This window comes from Lysinibacillus sp. FSL P4-0201 (genome assembly GCF_038593425.1).
Classification (GTDB): domain Bacteria; phylum Bacillota; class Bacilli; order Bacillales_A; family Planococcaceae; genus Lysinibacillus; species Lysinibacillus capsici.
The window spans coordinates 4,340,722-4,367,173 of the sequence record NZ_CP151995.1 but is presented as its reverse complement, the minus strand read 5'-3'; the positions used below and the strand labels follow the sequence as shown (position 1 = coordinate 4,367,173).

Annotated in this window: 32 protein-coding genes and 1 riboswitch; of the genes, 16 read left to right on the top strand and 16 right to left on the bottom strand. The window is 36.0% G+C overall.

From position 1 onward, the window contains the following. Positions 1–71: 71 nt before the first annotated feature. Positions 72–177: riboswitch (SAM riboswitch) on the bottom strand. An 81-nt stretch (positions 178–258) separates the two neighbouring features. The 4 genes from MKY76_RS22020 to MKY76_RS22005 form a co-directional block, all read right to left on the bottom strand. Beyond that, the gene (locus MKY76_RS22020) at positions 259–663 is read right to left on the bottom strand and encodes a hypothetical protein (RefSeq protein ID WP_233732235.1); all 405 of its coding nucleotides are present in this window, start codon (positions 661–663) and stop codon (positions 259–261) included. 114 nt (positions 664–777) lie between these two features. Further along, entirely contained in the window at positions 778–2,349 is a 1,572-nt protein-coding gene (locus MKY76_RS22015; RefSeq protein WP_328016519.1) for a helix-turn-helix domain-containing protein, read from the bottom strand. Positions 2,350–2,423: 74 nt separating this feature from the next. Next, positions 2,424–3,374 carry an ABC transporter substrate-binding protein gene (locus MKY76_RS22010; protein WP_342557160.1) on the bottom strand — a complete coding sequence of 317 codons (951 nt, stop codon included), beginning with the start codon at positions 3,372–3,374 and terminating at the stop codon, positions 2,424–2,426. 158 nt (positions 3,375–3,532) lie between these two features. After that, positions 3,533–4,717 carry an MFS transporter gene (locus MKY76_RS22005; protein WP_054549682.1) on the bottom strand — a complete coding sequence of 395 codons (1,185 nt, stop codon included), beginning with the start codon at positions 4,715–4,717 and terminating at the stop codon, positions 3,533–3,535. Positions 4,718–4,827: 110 nt separating this feature from the next. On the opposite strand from MKY76_RS22005, the gene MKY76_RS22000 reads away from it, so the two are divergent. Then, on the top strand, positions 4,828–5,211 hold the full coding sequence (locus MKY76_RS22000) for a helix-turn-helix domain-containing protein (RefSeq protein WP_016992625.1): 384 nt from the start codon (positions 4,828–4,830) through the stop codon (positions 5,209–5,211). A 55-nt stretch (positions 5,212–5,266) separates the two neighbouring features. On the opposite strand, the gene MKY76_RS21995 is transcribed toward MKY76_RS22000, so the two are convergent. Then, on the bottom strand, positions 5,267–6,112 hold the full coding sequence (locus MKY76_RS21995; RefSeq protein WP_342557159.1) for an aldo/keto reductase: 846 nt from the start codon (positions 6,110–6,112) through the stop codon (positions 5,267–5,269). 319 nt (positions 6,113–6,431) lie between these two features. On the opposite strand from MKY76_RS21995, the gene MKY76_RS21990 reads away from it, so the two are divergent. Further along, a complete protein-coding gene (locus MKY76_RS21990) occupies positions 6,432–6,872 on the top strand; it encodes a VOC family protein (RefSeq protein ID WP_112116827.1) in 441 nt (146 codons plus the stop codon). A 56-nt stretch (positions 6,873–6,928) separates the two neighbouring features. On the opposite strand, the gene MKY76_RS21985 is transcribed toward MKY76_RS21990, so the two are convergent. Further along, positions 6,929–7,807: a LysR family transcriptional regulator gene (locus tag MKY76_RS21985; RefSeq protein WP_342557158.1), complete on the bottom strand. Its 879-nt coding sequence runs from the start codon at positions 7,805–7,807 to the stop codon at positions 6,929–6,931. A 429-nt stretch (positions 7,808–8,236) separates the two neighbouring features. On the opposite strand from MKY76_RS21985, the gene MKY76_RS21980 reads away from it, so the two are divergent. The 8 genes from MKY76_RS21980 (at position 8,237) to MKY76_RS21945 (ending at position 15,225) form a co-directional block, all read left to right on the top strand. After that, positions 8,237–8,905 (top strand): response regulator transcription factor, encoded by a 669-nt coding sequence (locus tag MKY76_RS21980; RefSeq protein ID WP_048394040.1) that lies wholly within the window; start codon positions 8,237–8,239, stop codon positions 8,903–8,905. Continuing rightward, a complete protein-coding gene (locus MKY76_RS21975; RefSeq protein WP_342557157.1) occupies positions 8,902–10,275 on the top strand; it encodes a HAMP domain-containing sensor histidine kinase in 1,374 nt (457 codons plus the stop codon). The genes MKY76_RS21980 and MKY76_RS21975 overlap by 4 nt, the downstream gene beginning before the upstream one ends. Positions 10,276–10,385: 110 nt before the next feature. Then, positions 10,386–11,297: an ABC transporter ATP-binding protein gene (locus tag MKY76_RS21970; protein WP_342557156.1), complete on the top strand. Its 912-nt coding sequence runs from the start codon at positions 10,386–10,388 to the stop codon at positions 11,295–11,297. Beyond that, positions 11,294–12,004 (top strand): ABC transporter permease, encoded by a 711-nt coding sequence (locus MKY76_RS21965; RefSeq protein WP_004231689.1) that lies wholly within the window; start codon positions 11,294–11,296, stop codon positions 12,002–12,004. The genes MKY76_RS21970 and MKY76_RS21965 overlap by 4 nt, the downstream gene beginning before the upstream one ends. Continuing rightward, positions 12,004–12,741 carry an ABC transporter permease gene (locus tag MKY76_RS21960; protein WP_339280432.1) on the top strand — a complete coding sequence of 246 codons (738 nt, stop codon included), beginning with the start codon at positions 12,004–12,006 and terminating at the stop codon, positions 12,739–12,741. The genes MKY76_RS21965 and MKY76_RS21960 overlap by 1 nt, the downstream gene beginning before the upstream one ends. Positions 12,742–12,753: 12 nt before the next feature. Next, positions 12,754–14,016, top strand: coding sequence for an erythromycin esterase family protein (locus tag MKY76_RS21955; RefSeq protein ID WP_308339965.1), 1,263 nt, complete (start codon positions 12,754–12,756; stop codon positions 14,014–14,016). 69 nt (positions 14,017–14,085) lie between these two features. After that, complete coding sequence (locus tag MKY76_RS21950; protein WP_048394047.1) at positions 14,086–14,970, top strand: AraC family transcriptional regulator; 885 nt, start codon at positions 14,086–14,088, stop codon at positions 14,968–14,970. 96 nt (positions 14,971–15,066) lie between these two features. Beyond that, positions 15,067–15,225, top strand: a complete 159-nt coding sequence (locus MKY76_RS21945) for a DUF1540 domain-containing protein (protein WP_004231699.1) — start codon at positions 15,067–15,069, stop codon at positions 15,223–15,225. Positions 15,226–15,273: 48 nt separating this feature from the next. Here MKY76_RS21945 and MKY76_RS21940 read toward each other — a convergent pair whose 3' ends face one another. Then, entirely contained in the window at positions 15,274–15,516 is a 243-nt protein-coding gene (locus tag MKY76_RS21940; RefSeq protein ID WP_004231701.1) for a hypothetical protein, read from the bottom strand. Positions 15,517–15,590: 74 nt separating this feature from the next. Continuing rightward, positions 15,591–16,928 carry a PLP-dependent aminotransferase family protein gene (locus MKY76_RS21935; RefSeq protein WP_313870687.1) on the bottom strand — a complete coding sequence of 446 codons (1,338 nt, stop codon included), beginning with the start codon at positions 16,926–16,928 and terminating at the stop codon, positions 15,591–15,593. A gap of 118 nt (positions 16,929–17,046) precedes the next feature. Here MKY76_RS21935 and MKY76_RS21930 point away from each other — a divergent pair, with 118 nt between their 5' ends. From MKY76_RS21930 to MKY76_RS21920, 3 genes are all read left to right on the top strand, one after another. Continuing rightward, complete coding sequence (locus MKY76_RS21930; protein WP_048394051.1) at positions 17,047–17,964, top strand: DMT family transporter; 918 nt, start codon at positions 17,047–17,049, stop codon at positions 17,962–17,964. Between the two features lie 85 nt (positions 17,965–18,049). Beyond that, positions 18,050–18,607, top strand: coding sequence for a histidine phosphatase family protein (locus MKY76_RS21925; RefSeq protein WP_048394052.1), 558 nt, complete (start codon positions 18,050–18,052; stop codon positions 18,605–18,607). Between the two features lie 60 nt (positions 18,608–18,667). Beyond that, positions 18,668–19,315 (top strand): phosphoribulokinase, encoded by a 648-nt coding sequence (locus MKY76_RS21920; RefSeq protein ID WP_112116817.1) that lies wholly within the window; start codon positions 18,668–18,670, stop codon positions 19,313–19,315. A 42-nt stretch (positions 19,316–19,357) separates the two neighbouring features. Here the strand turns inward: MKY76_RS21920 and MKY76_RS21915 are convergent, their stop codons facing one another. The 4 genes from MKY76_RS21915 to MKY76_RS21900 all read right to left on the bottom strand — a co-directional run bounded on the left by MKY76_RS21915 (position 19,358) and on the right by MKY76_RS21900 (position 21,390). After that, on the bottom strand, positions 19,358–20,002 hold the full coding sequence (locus tag MKY76_RS21915) for an SIMPL domain-containing protein (protein ID WP_048394056.1): 645 nt from the start codon (positions 20,000–20,002) through the stop codon (positions 19,358–19,360). Positions 20,003–20,049: 47 nt separating this feature from the next. After that, entirely contained in the window at positions 20,050–20,676 is a 627-nt protein-coding gene (locus MKY76_RS21910) for a DUF2238 domain-containing protein (RefSeq protein WP_054549669.1), read from the bottom strand. Between the two features lie 105 nt (positions 20,677–20,781). Then, entirely contained in the window at positions 20,782–21,084 is a 303-nt protein-coding gene (locus MKY76_RS21905) for a DUF1805 domain-containing protein (RefSeq protein ID WP_004231716.1), read from the bottom strand. A gap of 183 nt (positions 21,085–21,267) precedes the next feature. Continuing rightward, positions 21,268–21,390 carry a hypothetical protein gene (locus MKY76_RS21900; RefSeq protein WP_004231718.1) on the bottom strand — a complete coding sequence of 41 codons (123 nt, stop codon included), beginning with the start codon at positions 21,388–21,390 and terminating at the stop codon, positions 21,268–21,270. Positions 21,391–21,660: 270 nt separating this feature from the next. On the opposite strand from MKY76_RS21900, the gene MKY76_RS21895 reads away from it, so the two are divergent. Beyond that, positions 21,661–22,395, top strand: a complete 735-nt coding sequence (locus MKY76_RS21895) for a polysaccharide deacetylase family protein (protein ID WP_257961870.1) — start codon at positions 21,661–21,663, stop codon at positions 22,393–22,395. A 65-nt stretch (positions 22,396–22,460) separates the two neighbouring features. On the opposite strand, the gene MKY76_RS21890 is transcribed toward MKY76_RS21895, so the two are convergent. Continuing rightward, entirely contained in the window at positions 22,461–22,721 is a 261-nt protein-coding gene (locus MKY76_RS21890) for a hypothetical protein (protein WP_004231722.1), read from the bottom strand. Between the two features lie 105 nt (positions 22,722–22,826). Here MKY76_RS21890 and MKY76_RS21885 point away from each other — a divergent pair, with 105 nt between their 5' ends. Next, entirely contained in the window at positions 22,827–23,621 is a 795-nt protein-coding gene (locus MKY76_RS21885) for a DUF2268 domain-containing protein (RefSeq protein ID WP_257961871.1), read from the top strand. An 18-nt stretch (positions 23,622–23,639) separates the two neighbouring features. Next, the gene (locus MKY76_RS21880) at positions 23,640–24,149 is read left to right on the top strand and encodes a DNA-deoxyinosine glycosylase (protein WP_054549667.1); all 510 of its coding nucleotides are present in this window, start codon (positions 23,640–23,642) and stop codon (positions 24,147–24,149) included. A gap of 14 nt (positions 24,150–24,163) precedes the next feature. Here MKY76_RS21880 and MKY76_RS21875 read toward each other — a convergent pair whose 3' ends face one another. The 3 genes from MKY76_RS21875 to MKY76_RS21865 all read right to left on the bottom strand — a co-directional run bounded on the left by MKY76_RS21875 (position 24,164) and on the right by MKY76_RS21865 (position 26,422). After that, positions 24,164–24,964 carry a cytochrome c oxidase assembly protein gene (locus MKY76_RS21875; protein WP_342557155.1) on the bottom strand — a complete coding sequence of 267 codons (801 nt, stop codon included), beginning with the start codon at positions 24,962–24,964 and terminating at the stop codon, positions 24,164–24,166. A gap of 13 nt (positions 24,965–24,977) precedes the next feature. Further along, positions 24,978–25,451 (bottom strand): DUF2243 domain-containing protein, encoded by a 474-nt coding sequence (locus tag MKY76_RS21870; RefSeq protein ID WP_342557926.1) that lies wholly within the window; start codon positions 25,449–25,451, stop codon positions 24,978–24,980. 89 nt (positions 25,452–25,540) lie between these two features. Continuing rightward, complete coding sequence (locus tag MKY76_RS21865) at positions 25,541–26,422, bottom strand: endo alpha-1,4 polygalactosaminidase (protein ID WP_342557154.1); 882 nt, start codon at positions 26,420–26,422, stop codon at positions 25,541–25,543. Between the last annotated feature and the right edge of the window lie 30 nt (positions 26,423–26,452).

Here is a 26,452-nt window from a genome sequence, read left to right as displayed (position 1 = left end):
TAAAAATAGTTGTAAATAAAAAGGAGTCCCCTAATAGAAGAGGACTCCTGCTGCAACAACGGTAGTTCTTCTTCTCATCTTCAAGGCTGATCATTTTGCCAATTGGAATTAGCACCATACTGTTAGCTGGTTGCTGAGACTTCATCGGGCCAATCCCTCCGTCTCTCTTGATAAGAAAAGTAATATAAGAATTTTCAGAAATAACAATACAAACACTTTAGCATAGTTTTTTATAGTTTACAAGTTCACTAGGAATTTTCACCAATTCAAATTTAAGGTGACTCCACAACAATCATTATCAATAAGACGTATTCTAAAACTGTCTGGTGTATAGTTTGTTTCAAATTTCATCGTAATGCCTGTTGATGTGATTAATTTTTCAACCTCTGTTTTATTTGAAAGTTGAGCAGCATTCATTAAATCATGTGCGAATTGTTGGGAGCTATCTATTTTATCCGTAAGTAATTGGGCTTGCTGCATCATCGCCTTTATCCGTGATGCTGAAGCTTTTAATTTGTGTGTATCGACAGGTGGAAAAGGATTATTGGTCGGCATTGCTAGATGTTGCGAAAAGGGTCTAATGGCAAAATGATTAGCGATAGGCGATGTTGGATAATGATAGGGATGCACAAAATACGGATAAGGATTGTAATACAAGGTCATTCCTCCTATCCTATAACTGATATCCTATCTTATGTAGCAAAACGGCTTTCGGTGTTATTAGCAGTGCAATGTTTGTCCTAATCATTGAAAAAGGAAGCTAAAGTAAGCTTCCTTTTAGCCAAGTACATTCAAGACATCATCAATTTTTTTACTATGTGATAAAATGCCATAATTCATCCATGTTAAAAAGTCTACTTCATAGACACAGTTGCTTTTAACGGCTGCTAGGTTTTTCCAAGTAGGAGTTTTTAAAATAGCGCGTTCCTCATTTTCATAAATGGAATGTTGTTTATCAAAGGTAATAAATAAATGATCAGCATCTAATTGCAACAATTGAGCAAATGTCAGTTGTGCTTTACGTTGATTGTGCGGAATACTCCATACTAGTGAATGTGGCATTAAACCTAAGTCACGATATAAAATGGGGCCCGTATAGCCACATTCAGGACCCGCGTATAGAGTAATGCCAATGGCTGAAATACGGAGAAATGCTACACTTTGCCCATAAACAGATTTGCTAAGAATTCCTTTTGCTTGTTGTACTTTATCTTCATATTGTAGGATTACGTCTTGCATCAAGGAGGTTTTTCCTGTTAGATCTGCAATTTTAAATAAAGTAGATTGCCAATTCTCTCCAGGGTGTGAAAGATGGCAGACGGGGGCTACTTCATCTAAGTGCTGAAAGGATTCCCAACGCTCTACACCAGAATCTAACATAATTAAAGTTGGCTTATAGTAAAAGAGTCGATCCATTTCTCTATTTTGTACATCGATATCTGGCACTTTCTGTAGACCTAAATAGTCTTGTTTCCCCCATTTTGAATGACTGAATTGAGCAATTGGCGTAATCCCAAGCGCAACAAAGAAATCTTCTAAAAATGGTGCAAATACACGTATATGGCTGCTTTGATTTCTTCGATATTGTCCTGGAGAGATGCCAATATGTTCTTTAAAACGACGATTGAAATAATACTCATTATTAAATCCGACAGACTGGCTAATTTCAAATACTCGATCATTTGTTGTCATTAATAATTGCTTAGCTTTTTCAATACGAAGTTTAGTTAAATAGTGAAGAGGAATTTGTCCCGTAATATCTTTAAAAATGCGCGTATAATTCCATCTTGGTACGTCAGCTAGCTGTGCTAGCTGCTCAACCGTCCACTCTTTTTCAAAATGTTTATGTAAATGGTTAATGGACTGCTCAACAGATTGTCGATCATTTTTTTGCATCTGCTTGGGTATGGTTTGATGTAAGAGTAATAACATCAGCTCTTGAAAGTGTACATGCTGTTCAAAAATCGTGTGTTCATCCTCCGCTAACCGGTTCTGATAGATGACTTCTAGCAGTCTATGACATTGTGAAAAGGGGAGAAGATGTCGTTCGCTGATACTTGTAAAATGACTATATGAATTCTGACTATTGCTGAGATTGACAATGTTGAATTGTAACTGATAAAAACAAAGGTGTTCACTTTGAATGTGGATACTAACCGTGTTATTTGGCGGAATCAATATGCACTTTTCTTCACTAAAATGAATGGTGTCATGATCTATGGCTAGCTTTCCGCTACCATTCATTACGATAAAAAGTGTATAGAAATCACTACTAATCAATAACTTTTTTGACGGTTGAATTGAATAAGAGATATTTTGTAACGTATAAACATGTGTTAAGTTACCCATTAATAATTCACCCCTTTTTTTGAATTGGCAGAACAACACAAAGAAAGCCCCCGTTAAGAGCTTTCTTTGGAAAATTATTTGACGAACCATTTCTCTAAATCATCGTACTTTAGCAAGTTGGCTGTGATTGCGCCAGATTGCCAATACGTGCGATCAGCAATATAAACATGCCCATTTTTTACAGCAGGGAGTGTTTTCCATAGTGTACTATCTAACCATTTAATGGCTTCTTGGTTTTCTTTAGACTCCCATGTTCCGTTTGAAGGGAAAAGGATGATATGATCCGCATCTAATTCCGTGATAGCCTCTTCTGATAAAACCTCGTGAAACTCTGTCATATCACGGGCTAATGGATGTGGTGTTAAGTCTGTCTCTGTGTAAATATAGCCAGAGTAGCGATTTTTAATGCCAAATAACGCTAATGTATTATCTGCTACATTTAGTCGTACAACAGCAACTGTTTCGTCTCCTATTGATTCATCTAGTTTTGCTTTTAAATCGGAAACACGTTGCTCATATCGATCAACCATTTCTTTTGCTTTATCGGAAATATTTAAAACATCAGCTATTGTTTTCGCAATTTCACGTGGATCTTGTAGAATATCTTCTTTCAAGCGGTAAGTAGGCGCTATCTTTGAGTATTCATCATACTTTGCCTTGTCCGCGGCACCATCTACAATGATTAAATCCGGCATGGCTTGTAATAATGTTTCCATGCTACCAGTAATGTCGAACTCAGGAACATCTAATCCTAAATAGTCCTGTTTTCCCCAAGATGGGTGATACCATTGCACAACGGGTTTTACATCCAAAGCAGTTAAATAGTCTTCCAAATAGATAGCAGCTACACGCTGTGGATTTGTAGGAATTTGTACTTTTCCAAACTCGTCTTCTACAATTCTTGTATCTTTAGATGATTGTTCTTCTGTAGCTGTATCCTCTTTTACTTCATTTGAGCCACAGGCACCTAATACGAATATAAGTGCAAAGAAAACTACAAATGAAAAATATCGACCTCTACGCATTTTATTCACTCCTATAGATTTACTAAAACAGTAAGGGTATTCCCTTAAATTAGAATGATAATCATTCTCGTTTGGTTCAAGTAAATTATAGGATACTACATATCAACAAACAATACACATTCTCTACTACTTTTTTATACAAAATGAAATTCAGAGAGTTATTGTTTTTTGTTATCGAAAAGTAACCATAAAAGTGTAACAATTGCTGCTAGCATAACCATCAGGAATCCGTATATAGGCGTATGTGCCAACGATTGGTGGCGAATAATAAAGCCTCCGATATATGAGCCTAAAAATATGCCAATATTGAAAGCAGAAATATTCAATGCTGAGGCCATTGAAATTGCTGATGGTATATATTTTTCAGATAGTAGAACAGCATATAGCTGCAATCCTGGGACATTCATAAACATGAACAATCCCATTGTCAGCACCATTATTAATCCCATAATAGGTGATTCAAGAGTAAAGCCAATGCCAAGCAATGCCAATGCAAGTCCAACAAAAATAATAAAGATGGAACGTAGTGGATTATGATTAGCAAAATGACCTCCAAGAGTATTACCGATAGCTACACAAATACCATAGACAACTAGAATAATGACGACTGTATGTGGAGAATACCCCATATATTGCTCTAAAATAGGTGAAACATATGTGTAGACAACAAAAGCACCGCCGTATCCAATTGCGGTAATGAATAGTATTAAGATCATTCGAATATTGCCTAATACTTTGCCAATATCACGGATAGAGATGGGATTGCCTTTCGATAATTGGCTAGGTACTAAAAATGCATTACTAATTAAACCGACAATTCCAATGACAACAATAAAAATGAATGACATACGCCAATCTGTTACTTGTCCAATAAATGTACCGAGTGGGACACCTGTTACAGTAGCTAATGTTAAGCCAGTAAACATAAAGGCGATAGCACTTGCTCGTTTATTTGGTTCCACTACATCTGCTGCTATAACAGAAGCGATGGACATAAACACACCATGTGCTAATGCTGAAATAATACGTCCGATTAATAGTAATGCGAAATTAGGAGCTAAAGCGACTGCTAGGTTACCCACTATAAAAATGGACATGACAAGCAATAATACGGTTTTTCGACTAAGGCGGGATGTTAAAGCTGTTAGTAAGGGAGCCCCAACAGTTACCCCTAGTGCATATATAGAAACGGTTAAGCCAGCTGTGCTAAGAGAAATACCAAAGTCATCTGTAATTAATGGTAAAAGTCCGACACTGATAAATTCAGTGGACCCTATACCAAATGCACTGATAGCAAGTGCTAGTAAGGTAAGTTTAGCATTTGGCTTTTTTGATTTTGACATTTTACTACTATCTCCTTTGATTTTTTTTATTATGTGTAGTAATATTCATACATACCAAAAAGATGTGTAGAGTACTTTTAGTTACTTTTGGATATTACAGGAGGTTTACGATGCAAAAAGTTTATAATATTGGTGTTGAAGCAACACTAGAAGTTATTGGTGGTAAATGGAAACCAGTTATTCTTTGTCATTTAAACCACCATGGTAAAATTCGAACAAACGAATTTCGACGATTGATTCCAGGTATTTCACAAAAAATGCTCACAAACCAATTAAGGGAACTGGAGCAGGCTGGGTTAATCAATCGAAAGGTCTTCAATCAAGTACCACCAAAAGTTGAATATTCATTAACAGCCTATGGACAAGGAATGGAACCAATTCTGAACATGCTTTGTACGTGGGGTGAAAAACATGTTGAATTATTACAGGATAAAGGTGAAGATGTACTGTTAAAACAACGTGATGATGATATTGCCATGCAGCAAACATCATAATGAGGGGAGAAAGAGACTGTCATATACAAGACAGTCTCTTTCCTCTTTTTAATGCTTATAGAGCAAAGTCAAATTCATCTGGATTTGGTCCAACACGTTGTTCACGATTCATCTCATTGATTAATGCCATTTCTTCGTCTGTTAAAGTAAAGTCAAAGATATCAGCGTTTTGCATCATACGCTCTCTACGTACTGATTTTGGAATTGTAATCACTCCATTTTGTACATCCCAACGTAAAATAACCTGAGCATTTGATTTTCCGTATTTTGTTGCGATTTTTGAAATTGTTTCATCTTCAAGAAGTCCACCTTGCATTAAAGGTGCCCATGCTTCAAGTTGAATTTGGTGCTTGTCACAGAATGAACGAAGCTCCACTTGTTGTAGGCGTGGGTGGAATTCCACTTGGTTCACAACAGGTTTAATATGAGCAAATGATAATAAGTTATCCAAGTGTGCCACAGTAAAGTTACATACACCGATTGCTTTGATCTTGCCTTGTTCATATAGGTCTTCAAGTGCTTTCCACGATTCAGCATATTTATCTTTACCAGGCCAATGAATTAGATAAAGGTCTAAATAATCTAATCCTAAATTTTTTAGGCTCTCTTCATATGCTGCAATTGTTTCCTCATAGCTTAAACCATCGTTCCATACTTTAGATGTGATAAATAAATCTTCACGACGTAAGCCAGTAGATGCTAAAGCTTGTTTAATACCTTCTCCTACACCTGCTTCATTGCCATAAATAGCAGCAGTATCGATGCTTCGATAGCCAACCTCGATAGCATTTTTAACCATTTCTGCAGTAGCGTCATTTTCTACTTGAAAAACCCCTAAACCCATACCAGGCATCTGTAGGCCATTATTTAAAGTGATTGTATCTTGTAAATGAGTAATCATTTTTAGTCCTCCATGTTTTGTGATTATTGGATTGCTTACTCATTATGCTGCTAATAAACTCTCAAAAAAAGTACGTACTTTTTTGTGTCATAGAAACGTAGAGGTAACTTTTGTGAGCTGGCAATGATTAGAGGAGTAAAAATATTTATTGATGATGAACGATTACACCTGATTGGTCTTAACTACTAGTAAAAAATAACGAGTAGCCTACAAAAGGCTTTGGAGACAATTAAACAAATATTTTTCTTGCGGTAATAAAAGGAAATATACGTTCGGTAGAGAATTAAAGTAGTAATACTTTAAAAAGGGGATTTTGAAGATGAATCGTTTAAATTTAATTACATTAGGTGTTAAAGATATGGTGGAATCTCTAAATTTTTATCGAGAGGGACTGGGTTTTGAAGTGGTGGTATACGGAGAGGAGACGAATCCCGATGTCATGTTCTTTAATAATGGAGGAACAAAAATATCGTTATTTCCAATTGAACGTTTAGTCAAAGATATTAATGAATCCAATCCACCAGAAATTAGCCAAGGCTTTGGTGGAATCACGCTTGCCTATAATGGTAAATCAAAAGAAGAAGTGGATCGAGTCTTTGCATTAGCAAAAAGGTCGGGTGCAAAAATTATTAAGGAGCCCGTAACTGTATTTTGGGGTGGCTATAGTGGCTATTTTCAAGATCCAAATGGCTACTATTGGGAAGTTGCCTATGGCGACATGTGGCAGTTTGATGAGAATGATATGCTGATTATTCAATAACTGTTCAAAAAGAGAGCAAACTAACGTTTCTAATTTGTTCTCTTTTTTATTAATCGTTAACAATAATACTTCCTCATTAAATCCACAAAGTTTTGAGCGGCTTTAGATAAATAATGATTCTTCAGCCATACGAGTCCTACTGAGGTGGATAATTCTGCTGATGGAATTTTGTATGCATGAAGTGGTAAATCTCCATATTGCTTTAAAATAGTTTCAGGTACGATAGAGGAGCTAAAGCCAGCAGCGATCAAGTTCATTAACAGTGCCGTATCTGAGCATTCTCCAACAATGTGGGACTGCAACTGGAAGCGAGAAAATGCTTCTAATATCGAATAATGTACGCCTAAGCCTTCAGTGCTTGGTAAAAGGATTGGCCAATTTTGTATGTCAGCTAAAGATACATCGTGTTCTAAGAATTCGAATTTTTTGGATTGTATAAAGTAAAATGGTTCAGTGTACATATGAAGAACAGAGAAATCATCTAATTCTAAAGGTAAGCGAATGATGGCAAGTTCTACAACACGGTCCCTTACTAATTTACATAGATAAGAAGATTCGTTTTGTTGAATTTTATAAGTCACCTTTGGATAATATTGTTGAAATTGTTGTAGTAATTGAGGTAGCTCAACAACTGAAAATGTATTAATGCCCAATGTCAATCGACCATGAAGGCCTAATCCAATATCCTTAACCTCTGCTTCTGCCTCTTCCATTAATTGTGCAACCTGCAACGCATATTTATATAATGTCTTTCCCGCTTCAGTTACTTCAAAATACTTGCCGCTCCTTTCTACCAACTTTGAACCGAGTTCTTCCTCCATCGTTTTTAAATGCTGACTTAATGGTGGTTGAGAAATATGTAACCTTTCAGCCGCAGCAGAAATCTTTTTTTCCTCCACAATTGCTATAAAATAGCGTAGTTGTCTTATATCCAAACATAAACACCCCTCTATTATAGGTAAAACCTAAGTAAATTATATTTCTCTAATATTTTTAATATAGTTAGGGCCATGTTAGCATATTTATCAAAGAAAAAAGAAGTAAAGTTTCTTTTTTCGAGCACCTAAATGTGAAGCGAGCAACATCGATGAAAAAATAATTCCACTTTGATTAGGAGTATATGATTCTTGCATGCTTTGGGGCTTGCCTTGTAATACCGATTCCCTACACCTTTCTAAATGAATTTGAAGCAGTTGATAAAGTAGCAACGTATACTATAAAAGAGCAACTTTTATTAGTTGCTTTTTTCAATAAATCAACGTTTTTGAATTTCCTAAGAAAATAATTAACAGTTCCCCTATAATAACCATGTATGGAAATTATAAATTTCTAATTTTAGTTAAATGTATCAAGGAGGATGAACATTGATTCGTATATTGTACATAGAAGATGAAAAAGAAATCGGACAATGGGTAAGCAAGGAATTAACTGAACGAGGTTATGACGTGACATGGCTGGAATCAGGGGAGGGGCTTGAGCAACATATTAACTCAAAAGATATTGCTATATTGGATGTGATGCTACCTGGATTGGACGGTTTCTCCATAGGTAAAAGAATTAAACGGGAAAATAAAGACCTGCCAATTCTAATGTTATCAGCACGAACAGCTATTGAAGATAAAATTGAAGGGCTGCATTTTGCTGATGATTACCTAACAAAGCCATTTCACCCTGATGAGCTCGTAGCAAGACTGGAAGTATTATTAAGAAGATATCAAAAAAGTGATGATGTACTGACATTGCAGCACCTTAAAATTGATACGAAAGATATGCAAATAATCAATACGATTGATGAAGAAGAAATTCTTTTGACAGGAAAACAATTTTATTTATTACAATATTTTATTCGTCATTTAAATCAAATTTTAACGAAGGAACAACTCTATGAGGGTGTTTGGGGTGAGAGCTATATAGAAGGTGATAAAACACTCATGGTGCATATTCGTTACTTAAGAGAAAAAATAGAAATCAATCCTGCAAAGCCTATGATTATTGAAACAATCCGAGGCATTGGCTATAGGGTGAAACAATGAAATTTTTTCGATCATTATTAGCGAAATATATGCTCATTATTATATTAGCCATATCTATTGTGCAAATCTCCTATCTGGGTGTTGCTATTTTCGTATTAGGCATTACAAAGACAGGGACAGGAGATTTTTCAAGTGGAGTACTTGTAGAAAGTGATATTGAAGAGCAATGGCATGCACAGGCTAAAAATATGACCAATGCAACAGATGGTGCGATTACGCAGTTATTTCAAAAGTGGCAAGAGCAATTTCCTACGGCTTCTATGTTTTGGGTAAGTGAAGAGGGGAACTTACTGACTACATGGAATGTGAAGGATCAGTTACCAGCAAAGTGGACACCAGCCTATACAACTCAATTTATAAAAGAACGTTATGGAGATGATCCATTTACTGTTATTGCCTTCTTAGGTGATGATATATCAAATGGCTTTATTGTATTAGAGATTCCAAGGGTAGCATTTAATCCTCCACTTATAAAGGTCTATGATAACTATGGTAACTTTTTATTTTTTGGTGTTATTGCAGTTATTTTCTTTTTTATTGTAGTTTCGCTTTTATTTTTCAAGGGAATTCGAAAAAGACTATTACATCTGCAAGAGGCGATGGAAATACGTGATGTAGATGGTCTACCTATTGAAATTCAGGTGAAAAAACGAGATGAGATTGGGCAATTGGAGCATAGTTTTAACAGAATGGTTTGTGAACTGCGAGACAGTAAACAACGTCAACAGAAGGAAGAACAGCTAAGACGTGAACTGATTGCTAATTTATCACATGATTTACGGACACCTTTAACGAAGGTAAGAGCTCAATCCTATACAATTAGCAAAGAAGCGTTATCTGAGGAAGGGAAGCAGGCATTAAAGGCTATGGACACATCCATAGTGAATATTGATGCTTTAATTGAAAATTTGATGTCCTACACACTGCTTATGGCAAGTAAATATAAATTTGAACCGAAAGACATCAATGTTATCCGATTTGTAAGGGAACATCTAACGACATGGTATCCAGTTTTCGAGCGAGAAGGTTTTACAATCGATATTGAGCTACAGTCATTTGAACCTGTTGAATGGCGTGTTGATCCATTATGGTTAGGGAGAGTATTTGATAATATTTTCCAAAATGTACTGCGCCACGCAAATAGTGGTAAATATATAAGTGTAAAAACCGAATCGACGGCGTGTTATACAGCATTTATTGTTGAGGATCATGGTCAAGGGATGAAAAATGAGTCGAATGCAAAGGGCGCCGGAATCGGCTTGTCAATTGTTGATGTCATGATAAAGGGCATGCATCTTGAATGGGATATCCATTCCGATCACTCTGGTACTAAAATTATCATAAAAAAATCTGCGAAGCGGGAGAAATAAATGCTTCGCAGATTTTTTTATGATAGAAATGATTTTTTAAACAAAATTTAAACTTAGCCCATACCTTTTTTTAAACTTCCCTTTTTAAGATAGTTAAAGAGGTGAGGACATTGGAATATATCGTACAAACACAAAACTTATCAAAAAGCTTTGGAAAAGAGCAAGCTGTATCAAATTTGAACTTGCAAATACGCAAAGGTGAAATATATGGATTTTTAGGTCCGAATGGGGCAGGTAAAACGACTACAATTCGAATGCTTCTAGGTTTAATGAAGCCCTCTTCTGGAACAATTAAAGTCTTTGAAAAGAATATTACGAAGGAACGTATCCAAATTTTAGCTAAGATTGGTTCGTTGGTGGAAAACCCTTCTTATTATCCACATTTAACAGCATATGAGAATCTAGAGGCACTAAGAAAAATACTAGGTGTACCGAAAACTCGAATCGATGAAGTTTTGGAAATTGTCCGTTTGAAGGAAGCTGCCCATAAAAAGGTCAAAGGTTTCTCTTTAGGAATGAAGCAACGTCTTGGTATTGCTGCTGCTTTACTACATAGTCCTGAATTACTTATTTTAGATGAACCAACGAATGGCCTAGATCCTTCAGGCATTATAGAGATTCGTAATTTAATTAAAAGATTACCAGAGGAATATGGCATGACCATTATAATCTCCAGCCATTTATTATCAGAGATTGATCAAATGGCAACACAAGTTGGGATTGTTTCGAAAGGGAAATTAATTTTCCAAGATTCTATTGAGGCTATGCGTCGATTTGCCCAACCAAAGGTTACCTTTAAAGTAAACGATGGTGAAAAAGGATGGCGCTTCTTATTAGCAAATGGTATTAAGGCAGATTATCAGGGTGGTGTGATTTTCTTAGAAGAGTGCTCGGATGAAAAGGTTGCTCATATTGTCCAAGTTCTTGTTCAGGAGGGTATATCGGTATTCCGAGTCGAGGAAGAGAAACGTTCATTGGAGGATATATTCCTCCAAATGACGATGGGAGAACAGGGGATATGATGGGAAAGCTATTAACTGCTGACTTCTTAAAAATCAAACGTAAAGGATTATGGCTTCTAACGCTTATTGGCCCTTTAGGGGTGGTTGCTCTGCAAATGGTCAATTATGGAGTAAGAAAGGATTATCTCTTACAGCAAAGTGAGGATGATTGGGGCTATTTCTTATTAAATGTGCATTCATTTACACCGCTTGCCATAGTCTTGGGTATTGCCATTCTTACGTCATTCATAGCAAGCATTGAAAATGAGACCAATGCTTGGAAGCAGCTCATTGCATTACCTGTTTCGAAATTAACCGTGTATTTGTCTAAATTTACGTTGTTAGCTATCTTACTATTCTTCGCCTCAACGTTATTAATGTTTTTTACGCTGAGCTACGGGTTGTTTTTAGAATTAGGTGACACGGTACCTTACATGGAGCTAGCCAAATATAGTTATTTCCCTGCTTTTGCAGCATTACCTATCTTGGCACTTCAATTGTGGATAGCGAGTGTAAGTCATAATCAAGGGATTCCTATAACTGTAGGCATTTTTGGGGTGATTTTTGCCTATTCTTCCTATGTTCTTCCAGATTGGATGATATGGAAATGGCCATCATTGATGAACCAATGGAATGAGCCGATGATCAATGTCTTATTAGGCGTAGGAATTGGTATCTTACTCTATATTATCGGCATGGTTGATTTTGCAAGAAGGGACGTGAAATAATGATTGCTTTACTTCAAGCTGAGTGGTTTAAGTTACGTAAATCAAAAATGGTACCAATTATTTTAGCAGGACCCATGATTGGACTTTTTATAGGACTATCCGCTAATTTAGAGGACAACATGCAGGGGATTGAAATCAATGAGTGGTATATATCGTTATTTTCGATGAATTTAACATATGCTCTATTATTTTTACCTCTTATTTCTGGTGTTTTTACCAGTCTTATTTGTAGGTATGAACATCAGTCTGGTGGATGGAAGCAACTTTTAGCATTACCAGTAACAAGAGGGAAAGTATTTGTAGCTAAATACATATTGATTATGCTGCTTGTTTTAGCAATGCAGATATTGTATTTAGGCTCGGTCTTTGCTGTTGGGATGGTAAAAGGCTATACAGATTCTTTTCCTATGGAGATTGTTTGGAAAAGCATAGTAGGAGGCTGGGTAGCGACATTGCCATTAGTAGCCTTGCAATTGTGGATGTCCATTATGTTTAAAAGCTTTGCTGCTCCATTTGCTGTTAATGTCATATTTACTTTACCATCAATTTTAGCAGTGAATTCTGAAAGAATTGGTCCGTATTATCCTTGGGCACAACCCTTTTCGATGATGTATATAGGGGGCAATACAGACGATGTATTCTTTGTACCGTGGGAGCAATTGTTAACCGTAGTAGGTGGCGGATTCATCGTATTTTTCCTCGGAGGATATTACTATTTCCTGCGAAAATCTATTTAAGCTAAAAGGAGAATGAGAATGCTGAAACGTAGCTTACGTTTTTTAACTGCATCGATGCTATTAGTAGCTTTAGTAGGATGTGGACAGAGAGAGGCAGTAAAAGATGCCGCACAATATACGAATGAAATTAAAGATATCAACATTCCTGATGATGTAAAAATTATTGGTTTTGGGGAAGCAACACATGGCAATATCGAATTTCAAACATTAAAAAAAGATGTATTTGAAGCGATGATAAAAAATGAAAATGTCCATGTTTTCGTTTTAGAAGGAGATTTTGGTGGGGCCCAGCAGATAAATCAATTTATCGAAAACGGTGTCGGAACGGCGGAGGAAGCTATAAAAGCGTTAGACTATGGCATCTACAAAACAGAACAAATGGTAGAGTTTGTGCAGTGGATGCATGACTATAATCAGACAGTTGATGATCAAGATAAAATTTACTTTTATGGAAATGATATGCAACGCTATGATTACAGCAAAAAGGGGTTACTTGATTTTTACGCCAAGGTACATGCTGACAATGCACGAAAGTTCACGACTAAGCTAGAGCATGTTTCCAACAAAACGATGAGAGATTTATCGGATAGTCAGCTACTTGAGCTTGATAAAACGATTGATACAATAATCAACGATTTACAATCAAACAAAGCGATGTATGAGAAAAAATCTTCAAAGGATGAATTCGCATTTGCTGTTCAATATGCGCAAATTATGAAGCAGCGTACGCAATTATTTTTAAATGATGGTAATTATATGAATTTACGGGACGAATATTTAGCTGAAAATTTACAATGGATTGTTGAATATGAAGCAACACAAGGTCATGATAAAGTATTAATGTCTGCTCATAATGGTCATATTGAGAAAACTTCTGCTACGATGGCAGGCTATCAATCGATGGGGCATTATTTAAGTGAGATATATAAAGATCAATATTTTGCGATTGGCACAGACTTTGTGAAAAATACATTCCAGGCACAAAATGGGTCTGGAGCACGAAAGGAATATACGATTGAGCATCACAATGCTTTAGTGGATGCCTTTAGTGACATTGATAATAACATCTTTTATGTGGATTTTGAAGCTGCCAAACAATCGAAGGAGCTGGCGAATATTCTTTCCAAAAAGCAAAGAATGGGCAATATCGGCGATGATTTTCGTCCGTGGTATAAGCTGACACAAATGCTGTACACCATTAAAATGACACCTGAGGAAGCTTATGATGGTCTCATCGTTGTGCAAGAAGCAACACCAACAAAAATAATTGATTAAGCTAAATTTAGCAACCTCCATCAAAAAATCTGTTTCCTTCTCCATTATGATAAAGATGAGGTGAGTAACATGGAGTATAGTCAAGCGACACAAAGAACTATTGCCTATATCGAGGAGCAATTGATGGAAGAAATTTCTTTTGAATGTCTTCCTAATACTGCTGGCTATTCGAAGTACCATCTAAGCCGAATTTTTAAGCAAGAAACGGGAATTACGATTGGTGAATATATTCGTATACGTCGGCTAGCTATGGCAGCGAGTTATTTGATGTACTCTAATGTATCGATATTAACGATTGCTGTTACACTTCAGTTTCAATCACAAGAGGCTTTTACAAGAGCCTTTAAAGAAGTTTATGCTTTACCACCAGGGAAGTATCGAAAAGTAATGCAATCATTAAATATGATGGAGGAGGAACATTACATGGAAACAGTTGAACAGGTTAAAGGTTGGGTGTTGAGTGGTGCTAATCCAGAATTGTATAAATTTCATACAGATGACAAGGTATTTCATTCAGGGAAGCGTTCAGGAGTATTGTATTCCACAACTGCCTCAGCAAATCATGGTCAATTTGCTACAATGATGCAGGGTTTTCAGGCAGCTGACTATAAAGGGAAACGCTTGAAAATGTCATGCTACTTAAAGACGGCAGATGCTACAAAGTGTGGTGCATGGATGCGTATTGACAATGGTACAGGTGATACGATTCAATTTGATAATATGGATCAACGCCCTGTGACAGGTTCTACTGAATGGAATCATTATTCTATTGTCTTAGACGTACCTGAAGAAGGTAATTCCATTTATTTTGGTGTGTTACTAATTGGTTCGGGTAAAGTCTGGGCAGATGGCTTCCGTTTTGAAGAAGTTGACAACAAGGTACCCTCAACAAATATGCTTACGCAGGAACATTTATCAAATCATCCTACTAATCTAGACTTCAGTATGGAGTGAATCAGACAGCACTGACAAAAGTGCAAGATGACTTTTTTGAATAACGTATTGATTACCTCTAATTTGTTAAAGATAACAAGGAGGAGGTGTGAGACGATGGCACAAGAAATTCTTTGTGAAGTCAATAACTGCACATTTTGGGATTCTGGTAACAAATGCACAGCTGAAAAAATTTATGTTGTCAGCCAAAAGGGACAACATGCTTCCAACAGCGAGGAAACAGACTGTAAAACATTCGAACCTGAAACGCATTAATGCCAAAAGGGTAGCCATGTATATGGTTACCCTTTTTCCTTGTCTTTATTAATAAATATCTACCTTTTCTTTGTTAAATAAAAGAGCATGGGCATTTTTTACTTTTTCTTCTACATAATCCAGTGAGTATTTACCAACAGAATCTGTTAAATCCCCAATTGCCCGCGACAAGTTATCAATAATCGGAATTAATTTGTGCATTTCTGTGCGATGCTTTTCTTTGTGCATCTCATCCATAATTTCATATGCAAGACGTTGAATCTTCCTTAGTCGCAATTTCTCAGATTGCATTGAATCCTCCTTATTGAACCAATTTATGATGTCTAATTATATGAGCTACAATAAGGTTTCATGAATAATGTTCTTTAGAAATAATTGCTCGTGTTATGAAGGGCTAGCGCAATTTCCCTTATGCCAACATCAATCTTGGATTCGTCTATATTCGATACATTTAGTTTGATAATACGTTCCCGATAAAATGCATCTAAATAATTGCGTTTAATAGGATCTAACAAAATATTTTGTTGTGCCAAATGATCAATAATCTTAGAAGTATTCACCTGTCTCGGTAGAATGATATGGCTATGCATACAGATTTCCTTTGAGGATTGATAGTCTGCCAGATGAGTTGCTATAGATTGTTGAAGTTGATTTGCTCGGCTTGCATAAGCTTCACTGACTTTCTTCTGATAACGTTCAAACATACCACTTTTCAAGTAGAGCTCTAATGCAGCTTGGGAGATCATGGAGCTATCAATATCAGTGGTATTTTTATACTGTTGAAAGGTATTAATCAAAACATTTGGTAATACAGCAAGTCCGATACGTAAGCCAGGAAACATAATTTTAGAAAAGCTTTTTAAATAAATAACCCGATCCTGTGTATCCTCCGTAAATAGGGGATCTATTTTTGTATTTTGCTCAAAATCCGCTAAATAATCATCTTCAACTATATACACATTATATTTATAGGCAAGTTTTCGTATTGAATCCTTTTCTTTTTTACTATAGGAAGTTCCTAGAGGGTTGTGCAGACGTGGCATCGTATAAAAAAACTTTATGTCGTGTTTACTAAAAATGTTTTCTAATTCATCTAAATCAATGCCATCCGTTGTTCTTTTGATGCCCATTGCCGGAAGTTCATAGGTTTTTAAATAATCCATATACAAATGATAGCTAGGTTGTTCCACTAAGATCGTTGAGCGACCATTTGGAAAGGGCATTATACTTAGCAAGGATAGAGATTGTTGGACACCTGAAGTAATGAAAATATTTTCTTCCTTTGTAAACAGTTGATAGCTTGTTAATAGTTTTTTTGCTTCCGCTATTAATGACGGTAGGCCTTTTGGTGTCCCATATCTAAATAAATCTGCTTGGTATGTGTCGATGGCCTTATTAATACAATGCTGAAAATCTTGATAAGGGAATGCATGCCAATTGGGCGAAGATGTAGCAAAATCTATGTAATTTTTCATTTTTGGTTGGATGGGCAGTTGATGATCAACAACATAGTAGCCACTTTTAAGAATTGAATAGATAAGATGCTGATCCTCCAGTTTTTTTAAAGATGCTAAAATCGTACTCTTACTACAGGAAAATTGCTGTGATAACTGGCGAATCGAGGGGAGTTTTGCCCCTGCTTGAAGTGAGCCTGTTTGGATCTGAGTCAGGAGCTGAGAATAAATCCATTCGTATTTAAGCATACATAACCTCCAGCACATCTGTATCGGTACAGATGTGTTTTTTTTATATCGTCAATAAGTTCTCTATTTAATACGATAACTATACCGGCCGGAATGTTTAAAGAAGGAGTACGATCCTATGTCAGAAAATAGAAATGCCTATATAGCAGCAATAATTTATGCATTTGTCATTGGGCTCTCATTTATGTTTGTGAAAGTTACGTTGACTGTAGCAAGTCCTATTGATATACTTGCACATCGTTTTACTTTTGCATTCATCGGTATTGTTATAATCATGGTAATGACAAAAAATAAGCTAATAATGAACATGCAGGACATACTAAAAATATTACCGTTAGCCATCTTGTATCCAATTGCTTTTTTTACGTTTCAAGTGCTTGGACTTGCTAAAATTTCCTCATCAGAGGCGGGAATTATTCAAGCGACAATTCCTATTTTTACATTAGCATTGGCAGGTTTATTGTTAAAGGAAAAAGCTACTCGGGGTCAACTTGTATCTGTAAGTTTGTCCGTACTTGGTGTCATCTATCTGTTAATGATGAATGGAGCAAATACTACTACAGGAAATGTCATAGGAAGTGGATTTATTTTACTATCAGCGATTGCGACATCACTTTATAATATTTTTGCTAGAGGGCTTACCAAGAAATATTCTTTACTAGCATTAACATATGTCATGACATTGTGTGGATTTGTTATTTTTAATGGAATGGCTCTTGGAAGTCATATGATGAATGGAACACTCAATGAATTTTTTAAGCCATTAACACATGCTCATTTTGTCTTCGCTATTTTATATTTAGGTATACTATCTTCACTTGGTACATCCTATTTATCTAATTATGCTTTATCTAAATTGGAAGCATCTAAAATGAGTGTCTTTAGCAATTTTGCAACACTTATTACTATTTTGGCAGGGGTCTTATTTTTACAGGAAGATTTCCATCTATATCATCTTATTGGTGGCATCATGATTATTATTGGTGTGATAGGGACGAATTATTTTGGGCGGAAAAATGTAGAACAAGTGAGATAATGAATAGGAACATTTAAATCGGAGCTATTTAGAAAACGGGGTATAATAATCGTTTATAAATGACTTTCTAAATTAGGAGGTTTTTATGGGGAAAATTTATGTCATTAGACATTGTCTAGCACAAGGACAATCACTAGATGCACCCTTAACACAGAAGGGAATAGAGCAAGCAAATAGTTTAGCTGAATTTTTCAAGAATCTAAAAATTGATCGAATTGTATCTAGCCCTTTCTTACGAGCAATCCAATCCATTGAACCATTAAGTAGCAGAGAAAGTATAACGATTGAAATTGATGAACGTCTTTCGGAGCGCCTTTTAAGTACTAGAGATTTTCCAGATTGGTACGAAAAATTACAGGCGACATTTGTTGATATGGATTTAAAATATGATGGTGGAGAATCCAGTAATGAAGCGATGCATCGAATTGTAGACCTTGTAAAAGATGCATTTGCTCAGGATGTTGATAATACATTAATTGTGAGTCATGGCAATATCATCTCTTTGCTACTGAAGTATTATGATAAGGATGTTGATTTTCACTGTTGGAAAAATTTAAGCAACCCAGATGTTTTTCTACTAAGCCCTAAGCATAATGGAGTAATGATAGAGCGAATATGGGATTCCCCGTATAATGAAGGCTAATATTAAGTGGTATGGTAGGAATTGTTTCTTGCCATACCTTTTATAGTGAAGGAGAGTAAGATGGAGACGATATTAAAAGAAATTTTAAGATGGGTTAAACAAGCTGATAAAAAAATCATAATCGGCATTTCTGGTCATGGAGCTGCTGGAAAAACGACATTTGCCAAAAAACTTATACATGCTTTAGATCAAGATGAAGTGAATTATTTAAATACTGATCCGTATATTGTGAATTCTGATATTCGCAAACAAACTATACTTGATTATACATATCAAAATGAGCATCATCGTTTTAAAATGACGGCTTGTCATCCCGCTGCTCATCATCTGCCATCATTGGAGCGAGATGTTCAGATGATAAGAGTAGGACTCGATTTAATGACAATCGATACACATTATATGAAAAGTACATTAATATCTTCGAAAAAACAGATCACGATAGTAGAAGGAATGTGTGTAGCATTTATAGATCCGCAGTTATTCGATTTAAAGATTTATTTTTATACGGATGGGGCTACAGAGCTTAAGAGAAGATCAGATCGTGATGTGCTTGAAAGAGGGACAGATATAAATTATTTAAAACAATCACATGATGAGCGACGTATTCAATATGAATTATTTATGCATCCACATTGCCAACATTTTGATATGGTTATTAAAACTCAGGATGATGAAATCCTTATTGAAAAAAATACACTTGTAAAATAAATGAGGGCCTTCTGCACTTTGACTAGCGGAAGGCTCCTAACTTTAGTATTGAAATTTTACACGAACAGTAGCATCAATAGCAATTTGTCCCTGTTCTATAGGCGTGATTCCCGAGGATACAGCCATAGAGCGATAAAGGATAGGTGTGTTAGCCTGCTCTTCCACAATCTCTACAGGGAGTGGCTGCAAAGGCAGGTGCATAGTTTCTGCTATTGTTTTCGCCTTCAATTGAGCATTCTGTAGCGCTAAACTTAATGCTTGCTGATAGTAAGCATCGGTATGGTCCATTTTGAACTGAATATTGGTTATTCGATTTGCCCCATTTTCTACAGCCGTATCAATGATTAAGCCCAAATCATTGGTATCCGAAACGTTGACGGAAATGGCGTTGACTACTTCATAGCCATTAAAAATTTGTTTGCCATCTTCGAAATTATATAGTGGTGTGATTGTATAACTAGCCGTTTGAATTTGTTCTCTTGGAATACCAAGTGCGATAAGTGATTGCATAACTTCATTCATGATTGCCGCATTTTCCTGTTGAGGACCTTGTACATGGTTGCCCTGTGTTTGGACTTCAATTTGTAATTGTACAGAGCTTGGTGTAGCCATTACCTGTCCATAGCCGATTACAATCATAGTACGTGATGGATGATGTGTTTGTTGATTGACCTGTGCATAGTACATCTAATACCACCTTTCATAGGTTATATAATCATGCTATGCAAAAATATTTAGGATTTGTTTATTCTTTTTAAAAATTTGTCATGGAGCTTTGTGAATAGAAGTAAAGCTAAAATAGCTCCCAGCAAGGCTAAAAACATGTCCCATTGTGCATCCCATTTATCTCCCTGCATGCCTAAAAAATCCTTTGCTCCTTTACTTCCCTTCGAGATTCTTGTACTTAACCATTCAATGATTTCATAAAAAGCAGCAATTGCGAGCAGAATACTGATCGTAATACCTGTAAGCCAAGCTCCTTTTGTAAGTGGTGTTTTCCTGATTAGTATTTCCCTTATTACGATGGCTAATAAACCTTTTAAAAAATGGCCAAACCTATCATAGTGATTACGTTGTAAATGAAATTCATCTTTTATCCAATTAAAAAGAGGGACTTCCGAATAGGTATAATGCCCACCTATAAATGTCAGGATCGACAAGAGAGCGATAATAAAATAAGAAAATGTGGTGAAGCGGAATTTATGATAAATGCAAACAACGACTGTTATTGCAACAATTCCAGGACTAACTTCAGCTAGCCAATCTAAATAGGAGGACGGCTTTATAACAGACCAGATGAAAACAATTAAAACAATAATAAGTAAGGTGGCGTGTATTTTAACATGTTGCCTACTATTCATACTAACAACTCCCTTTGTCCCACAGTATGGGAAATGGGGAAATTGCTTATTCAAATAGTTAGCAAACAAAAAAGAAAAGCGTCTAGTTGACGCTTTTTTAGCCAATTAGATCATTTTTAAAAGTGCCTCTACACCAGTCATTCCTTCTGTAATACCAAGCTGTTCTGCTTCATATGTTACAGATTCTAATGGAGCTGTTAATAGCTCGTCAATTGTTTTCACGCCTACTGCACGACCAGCAATAATTTTTCGATCAACTAAGCGACTATTTAATAGGCCGACATCTAAAGCACCACACATAATGTAGCCTGTATCATTAGAAATAGTTAGTAATGTTGTTTTAGGTAATTGAACAACTACTGCAGTGAAGAAATGCCCTTTAATCATAATAGGTTCAATTGTCACCATTGAAATCACTCCTTTTCTCTATATACATATGGTGAAGGCTAGCAAGGTGTTCGACATTTTCATGAAAAAAAACTAAATATGTTGCTAGATGTATAAGGATGAAAGGAATTAGAGGGGAAGCATCGGAGGTACTTTATAACAAAAAGGAATCTACTCAAATGAATAGATTCCTTTTATCCTTTATTATCTTGTATAAGAAAGCAAAGCAGTTTCTTTAAATTTATGTAATGCATTTGTTGCCTCACGTTTAGAACTATACTCAAACATGCGATAAGTGTTTTCTTCAAATACTGTAATAATCCACATATATGTCATCCCCTTTATTGTGTTGCATAACATTTATATATTTATAATAACTGTTATATATCAGATTTGATTTAATTTTACATCAATAAATAAAAAAATAAAGTACTATTCAAAGATTTTCACATATTGTTCAAAATTATAAAGAACGTTTAAAATTTTTTTGAAATAATTAAAAGGAGAAACAGACAATCCTTCACAAGTATATTTCCGGGTAATTCGTAAATAGTAAGTTGACGGAGTTCTGTGATTTCGGACTTGGGAGGTGATGCTATGACACGTAATTACGTATTCATTTTTATGGTTTTCTTTTTAATCATCTCGGGATTTTTAGTGCAGGAAGGCTACGCAGATAGAGGTCGTCCTTATTATGAGGAGACAGGTGAAGTTGTTTGGGATATCAATACAGAGGATAAAATTGTTGCACTCACCTTTGATGATGGTCCACATCCTAAATACACAGCTGCTGTGCTAGATTTATTAGCAAAATATGATGCAAAAGCCACCTTTTTTATTATTGGAAAAAATGCAGAAAAATATCCAGAGCTTGTTTTACGTTCTTATACAGAAGGCCATGAATTAGCAAATCATACGTATACACATCCATTTAAAGTTTCCATCAAAAAATTGCAAGAGGAGCTTCAACAGACAAATGACACGATTTATAGTATTACTGGTTTTTCCCCAGTTTTATTCCGTCCCGTTGGTGGAAATTACACGGATGCTATGATTAATGCTGCTGTTAAGGACGGCTATAAGGTAGTAATGTGGTCCTGGCATCAGGATACGCAAGATTGGAAAGAGCCTGGTGTAAGGAAAATTGTGCAAAAGGTAATGAAGGGAACAAGGCCTGGAGATGTTATTTTATTTCATGATGGTGGCGGGAACCGTACACAAACAATTCAAGCACTAGAAGAAATACTACCTGCATTAAAAAAGCAAGGCTACACATTTGTTACAATATCCGAGCTGATTGAAAGCAAACAGCAACAAGAGCAAGTTCAATAATGAAAAATGAGCCATCTCAACAATGTTTGAAATGGCTTCTTTTTCACTTAAATAAAAGGTTTGAATTAGAAGAAAATAATTGGAGCTAGCGCAATACCTAAAATTGTTCCTAGAGCAATTCCATAGCCAAAACCTTCTCCTCCATACCCTCCAAATCCCCAAAACCCTAAACCATAACCACTATATCTTCTATCAGGTAGAATCCATACCTGTCTTCTATCTACCCTTGTGATTTCTCCAACATGTACTTTACCAGATGAATCCGAGATTCGAACACGTTTACCATGATATTTACAGCAAAGACTATAAGCATCAGCTGGATTCACACATATCCCTCCTTTCATTATCATTACAAGCTAATATATGCGATTTGATGCATTTATCACTAGCCGATTGTCTATTTAAGACATATGCTGTGAAGAGGTGATAATATGGCAGTTGTGTCAACGGATAAGTGGTTAGATGAATTTGTAAGTGCTAGAAAATCAACTAGAAAGGATGAGCGAACAAGCTTACAATGCTCGATTCTTTGCGGTCGATTAGTCAAACTATTTCGAGATGGGCTTCCAGAAGAAATTCACTATACATTACAGCAACAGGGTCTTTTTTTACCTCATGAGGAAGTCGATGTTGAAAAATTAAAGAGGCAAAAAGTATGGGCCAGTGTACAGCAGGAGTTCCTATACTTACAGAGGAAATGGAATGGCCCATCAATACCAATTTATATTTTCCCAATTACTCAGCAGCAAATGATAACCAATAAAAATGGTGTCGCTTATCCTCATTCGCTTTTTTTATTTGTGGGTGATTTAGAAAAGCAGGAGCTTCAAGCATTATTTGCTCATGAATATAACCATGTTTGTCGTATACACATATTAAAAAAAACTTTAGATGATATGACTTTATTGGATTCTCTCATTTTAGAAGGCTTAGCAGAAGATGCGGTGAAAGATTTATACGGAGAAAGGTGGATTGCTCCTTGGTTACAATCCTACTCAGAAAAAGAACTTTTAGCTTTATGGGAGCATCATTTTTTACCGAATTTACAACTTCAAGGAATCAAACAACATCATCCATTTCTATACGGGGGGGCCCTTCCACCATGGATAGGCTACTGTATAGGCTACAAAATTGTGCAGTCGTATAAAATGAACCATTCATGCCAACATCCCTTGTTCATTTCAAGCCAAGATTTACTTACTGGTTCGAATTTTCCGCTACAATAGAGAAAAGGAGTGATTGTTGTGTCCAATGAATTAAAAAATATATTATTACCAATTGTAGACTCATCAACAAGGGTGCTCATTGTTGGATCCATGCCAGGAAAACAATCGTTAGAGAAACAGCAGTACTATGGCAATCCACGCAATCACTTTTGGCCTATTATGGGTGAGTTATTACAGATAGCGATTCCAAATGATTATACAGAGAGAATAGCCTTATTAAAAAACAATGCAATCGGTCTTTGGGACACGATTGCAACTTGTGAACGTGAAGGAAGTTTAGATGCAGCGATACGCAATGAAAAGCCCAATGATTTTCAAACCCTTTTTGAACAATACCCTAATATTCAATTAGTGCTTTTTAATGGAGCGAAAGCATTTGAGGTTTTTAAAAAGCATATTGGCTTAGGGCTTCTAGAAGGACGAGCCTATAAAAAAATGCCATCAACAAGTCCAATACCAGGGAAAAATATTAAAACGTTCACTGAAAAGCTAGAGGACTGGCGGATTATCCAATCCTATTTAACCTAATCAACAGGGCGAGATTAGCGTGATGAAGTAGCTGCTTTGGGGTGAATACTATTCCTTGTGCTTTTAAACCATTGATAAAAGAGAATATACACAAGAAGGATTTCAATAGCATCTCCACCGTAGTACATGATCTTAGCACCTAGTTCTGCCTCAGTGGATGGTACATGATGAGGCGGATTTGCAAAAATAAATTTTGCCAATATGGCATGAGCAGCCAATGCTACTACTAATGTAAGGGATCGAAAAACATAAGAGTATGAATGTGGAGTAGGATCAATATAAATAAAGGCAATAGTAAACAAATAACCCGCTAGAAAAATATGGAGATGAATGAATACATATAGTAGTATATGTTCATGCATCAAATTGAAAAGTGAGGTTGTATAGAGTAACCATAGGCCTCCTACATTTAGAATAGATGCCATAATTGGATGACGAATAAAACGAACATACGGATTTTTTAATATCCGAGAGAGAATACGTGCCTTGTTTACTGGTAAGGTTCTTAACAGTAGAGTCATGGGTGCTGCTAATGCCATAAGTAATGGTGCCAGCATGCCAAGCAATAAATGTCCTATCATATGTGCGTCAAAATGAATATGACTAAGAGTAGCCAATGGGCCAATTAATGTAATCAGAGCACAGACATTTCCAACAATCCAACAGATAGTGCGGAAATGAGGCCATTGTTTTTTATGTTGATTCGAAATAATAACAGCGAGGATATAGCCTATAAGAACTAGAACAAATGGCAAGGCCAGTAGAAGCTGAACCATAATAGGAAAGTTTTGAGCATGAACATCGTGAGAATGCAAGATGCGCCACCTCCTATTGATCTTTTTGATTTGTTTGGAGCAGTAAGACAATACCGATAATTATTAATAGCGCCGCCAAAATGTTCCAAACGATATCATAGGGAAGTATTTCAACATTGTAACGAATTTGGTGAAGTTTCATGAATTTATGTTGTATAATTCCATCGTAAAGCTGAAATGAGCCTGCTCCAAGAAAAATACCGCCTAGCCATCTTTTTAGCCAAAACCCATGTTTTCTATGTAGATCAGCCAATAAAAAAGCAGATCCAATCGTAGCAAAAAAGCTGAATGCATGAAATAAACCATCTGAAACTAGTCCAATAGCTGCTGTAGACTTATCATAGAAATGATGCCAGTGTAATAATTGGTGAAAAATCACCTCATCTATAAATGCAACAACCCCAAGCCCAAATAAAATCCCAGTCCACATGTTACGCTGCTTATATTGAAAGCGATTTTCATGCTTATGTTTTTGTTCTTCATACATATTGGTCGTATCCAATCCTATCACCTCAAGCTGATTTTCTTTTAGTCTACCCCTGAGATGAGCTCTTAAACAAATATCCCTTAAAACAGTCATTTGTCAGAGGGAAGTAAGGATGATTGCCAGCTATTATAGTAAGAGCCAGCAGGACTGTAAAAGAATTTGAAGTGATGCTTCTCAGCTAAAGCACGGCTTTTTGCTTCTTCTTCAAAACCAATTGTCATCACTTGTGTACCAAATTTATTGCGTATGTGGACAAGCTGTTGCATCATATCGAGTGACCATTCATCTTTTCCTACCACAGGATATGAAAAATCCTCCCACATAATAAAATCAACATATGGTGCTGTATAATCGGCGAGTGTTTGAAATCCCCAATTTTGAGCAACAGATATATTTGGATGTCGTTTTTTGATTTGTTGGATAAAAGATAACATGGCTTCATTTTGCCACTTTTGTTCATCTTCAGGTAAATAGGAATTGATATTACCAACCGTATCTAAAAACACACCGTCTAAGCCTTTCTGAACAATTTGCTGCTCTATTTCTGCTAGCAAAATGTCTTGATAGTGCGTAGAAGTCAAATCCATTAAAAAAGAATCCCATTTGGCAAAATACATTCTTTCACCCTGTTTGTCTCGATAAAAATCTTCTTCCTTCAATTGTTGATAGAGTGCTGTATTCCATTTGTCTGCTTCCATCACATTAATATAGCCGTACACTAAAGTACCGCTTTTTTGAGCATTGACGATATACTTTTGCTGCATTTCAAGAGGTTCTACAATCACTAAATCTAACTTCGTCATGCTCTTGCCAATGGCATCGTTGCCTTTATCTAAGTAGTATGTGTAATCTTTCACATCAGCAAGCTTTTCTTGGATATTTGTGGAAGAAGAGACTGGATTTTTAGCAAGCAGCATCCACATACTACCTGCGGTAAGCAGGGCTAATAAGAGTATCAATAATTTTTTCATAAGTACTCCTTTTTGAAGGATTTTCCTTCC

What these genes read in the sequence shown, in the direction of transcription:
- MKY76_RS22020 (WP_233732235.1), bottom strand. Translation starts at nt 663, where the DNA reads ATGACCTTGTATTACAATCCTTATCCGTATTTTGTGCATCCCTATCAT.
- MKY76_RS22015 (WP_328016519.1), bottom strand. Translation starts at nt 2,349, where the DNA reads ATGGGTAACTTAACACATGTTTATACGTTACAAAATATCTCTTATTCA.
- MKY76_RS22010 (WP_342557160.1), bottom strand. Translation starts at nt 3,374, where the DNA reads ATGCGTAGAGGTCGATATTTTTCATTTGTAGTTTTCTTTGCACTTATA.
- MKY76_RS22005 (WP_054549682.1), bottom strand. Translation starts at nt 4,717, where the DNA reads ATGTCAAAATCAAAAAAGCCAAATGCTAAACTTACCTTACTAGCACTT.
- MKY76_RS22000 (WP_016992625.1), top strand. Translation starts at nt 4,828, where the DNA reads ATGCAAAAAGTTTATAATATTGGTGTTGAAGCAACACTAGAAGTTATT.
- MKY76_RS21995 (WP_342557159.1), bottom strand. Translation starts at nt 6,112, where the DNA reads ATGATTACTCATTTACAAGATACAATCACTTTAAATAATGGCCTACAG.
- MKY76_RS21990 (WP_112116827.1), top strand. Translation starts at nt 6,432, where the DNA reads ATGAATCGTTTAAATTTAATTACATTAGGTGTTAAAGATATGGTGGAA.
- MKY76_RS21975 (WP_342557157.1), top strand. Translation starts at nt 8,902, where the DNA reads ATGAAATTTTTTCGATCATTATTAGCGAAATATATGCTCATTATTATA.
- MKY76_RS21965 (WP_004231689.1), top strand. Translation starts at nt 11,294, where the DNA reads ATGATGGGAAAGCTATTAACTGCTGACTTCTTAAAAATCAAACGTAAA.
- MKY76_RS21960 (WP_339280432.1), top strand. Translation starts at nt 12,004, where the DNA reads ATGATTGCTTTACTTCAAGCTGAGTGGTTTAAGTTACGTAAATCAAAA.
- MKY76_RS21955 (WP_308339965.1), top strand. Translation starts at nt 12,754, where the DNA reads ATGAGAATGCTGAAACGTAGCTTACGTTTTTTAACTGCATCGATGCTA.
- MKY76_RS21950 (WP_048394047.1), top strand. Translation starts at nt 14,086, where the DNA reads ATGGAGTATAGTCAAGCGACACAAAGAACTATTGCCTATATCGAGGAG.
- MKY76_RS21945 (WP_004231699.1), top strand. Translation starts at nt 15,067, where the DNA reads ATGGCACAAGAAATTCTTTGTGAAGTCAATAACTGCACATTTTGGGAT.
- MKY76_RS21940 (WP_004231701.1), bottom strand. Translation starts at nt 15,516, where the DNA reads ATGCAATCTGAGAAATTGCGACTAAGGAAGATTCAACGTCTTGCATAT.
- MKY76_RS21935 (WP_313870687.1), bottom strand. Translation starts at nt 16,928, where the DNA reads ATGCTTAAATACGAATGGATTTATTCTCAGCTCCTGACTCAGATCCAA.
- MKY76_RS21930 (WP_048394051.1), top strand. Translation starts at nt 17,047, where the DNA reads ATGTCAGAAAATAGAAATGCCTATATAGCAGCAATAATTTATGCATTT.
- MKY76_RS21925 (WP_048394052.1), top strand. Translation starts at nt 18,050, where the DNA reads ATGGGGAAAATTTATGTCATTAGACATTGTCTAGCACAAGGACAATCA.
- MKY76_RS21920 (WP_112116817.1), top strand. Translation starts at nt 18,668, where the DNA reads ATGGAGACGATATTAAAAGAAATTTTAAGATGGGTTAAACAAGCTGAT.
- MKY76_RS21915 (WP_048394056.1), bottom strand. Translation starts at nt 20,002, where the DNA reads ATGTACTATGCACAGGTCAATCAACAAACACATCATCCATCACGTACT.
- MKY76_RS21910 (WP_054549669.1), bottom strand. Translation starts at nt 20,676, where the DNA reads ATGAATAGTAGGCAACATGTTAAAATACACGCCACCTTACTTATTATT.
- MKY76_RS21905 (WP_004231716.1), bottom strand. Translation starts at nt 21,084, where the DNA reads ATGGTGACAATTGAACCTATTATGATTAAAGGGCATTTCTTCACTGCA.
- MKY76_RS21900 (WP_004231718.1), bottom strand. Translation starts at nt 21,390, where the DNA reads ATGTGGATTATTACAGTATTTGAAGAAAACACTTATCGCATGTTTGAG.
- MKY76_RS21895 (WP_257961870.1), top strand. Translation starts at nt 21,661, where the DNA reads ATGACACGTAATTACGTATTCATTTTTATGGTTTTCTTTTTAATCATC.
- MKY76_RS21885 (WP_257961871.1), top strand. Translation starts at nt 22,827, where the DNA reads ATGGCAGTTGTGTCAACGGATAAGTGGTTAGATGAATTTGTAAGTGCT.
- MKY76_RS21870 (WP_342557926.1), bottom strand. Translation starts at nt 25,451, where the DNA reads ATGTATGAAGAACAAAAACATAAGCATGAAAATCGCTTTCAATATAAG.
- MKY76_RS21865 (WP_342557154.1), bottom strand. Translation starts at nt 26,422, where the DNA reads ATGAAAAAATTATTGATACTCTTATTAGCCCTGCTTACCGCAGGTAGT.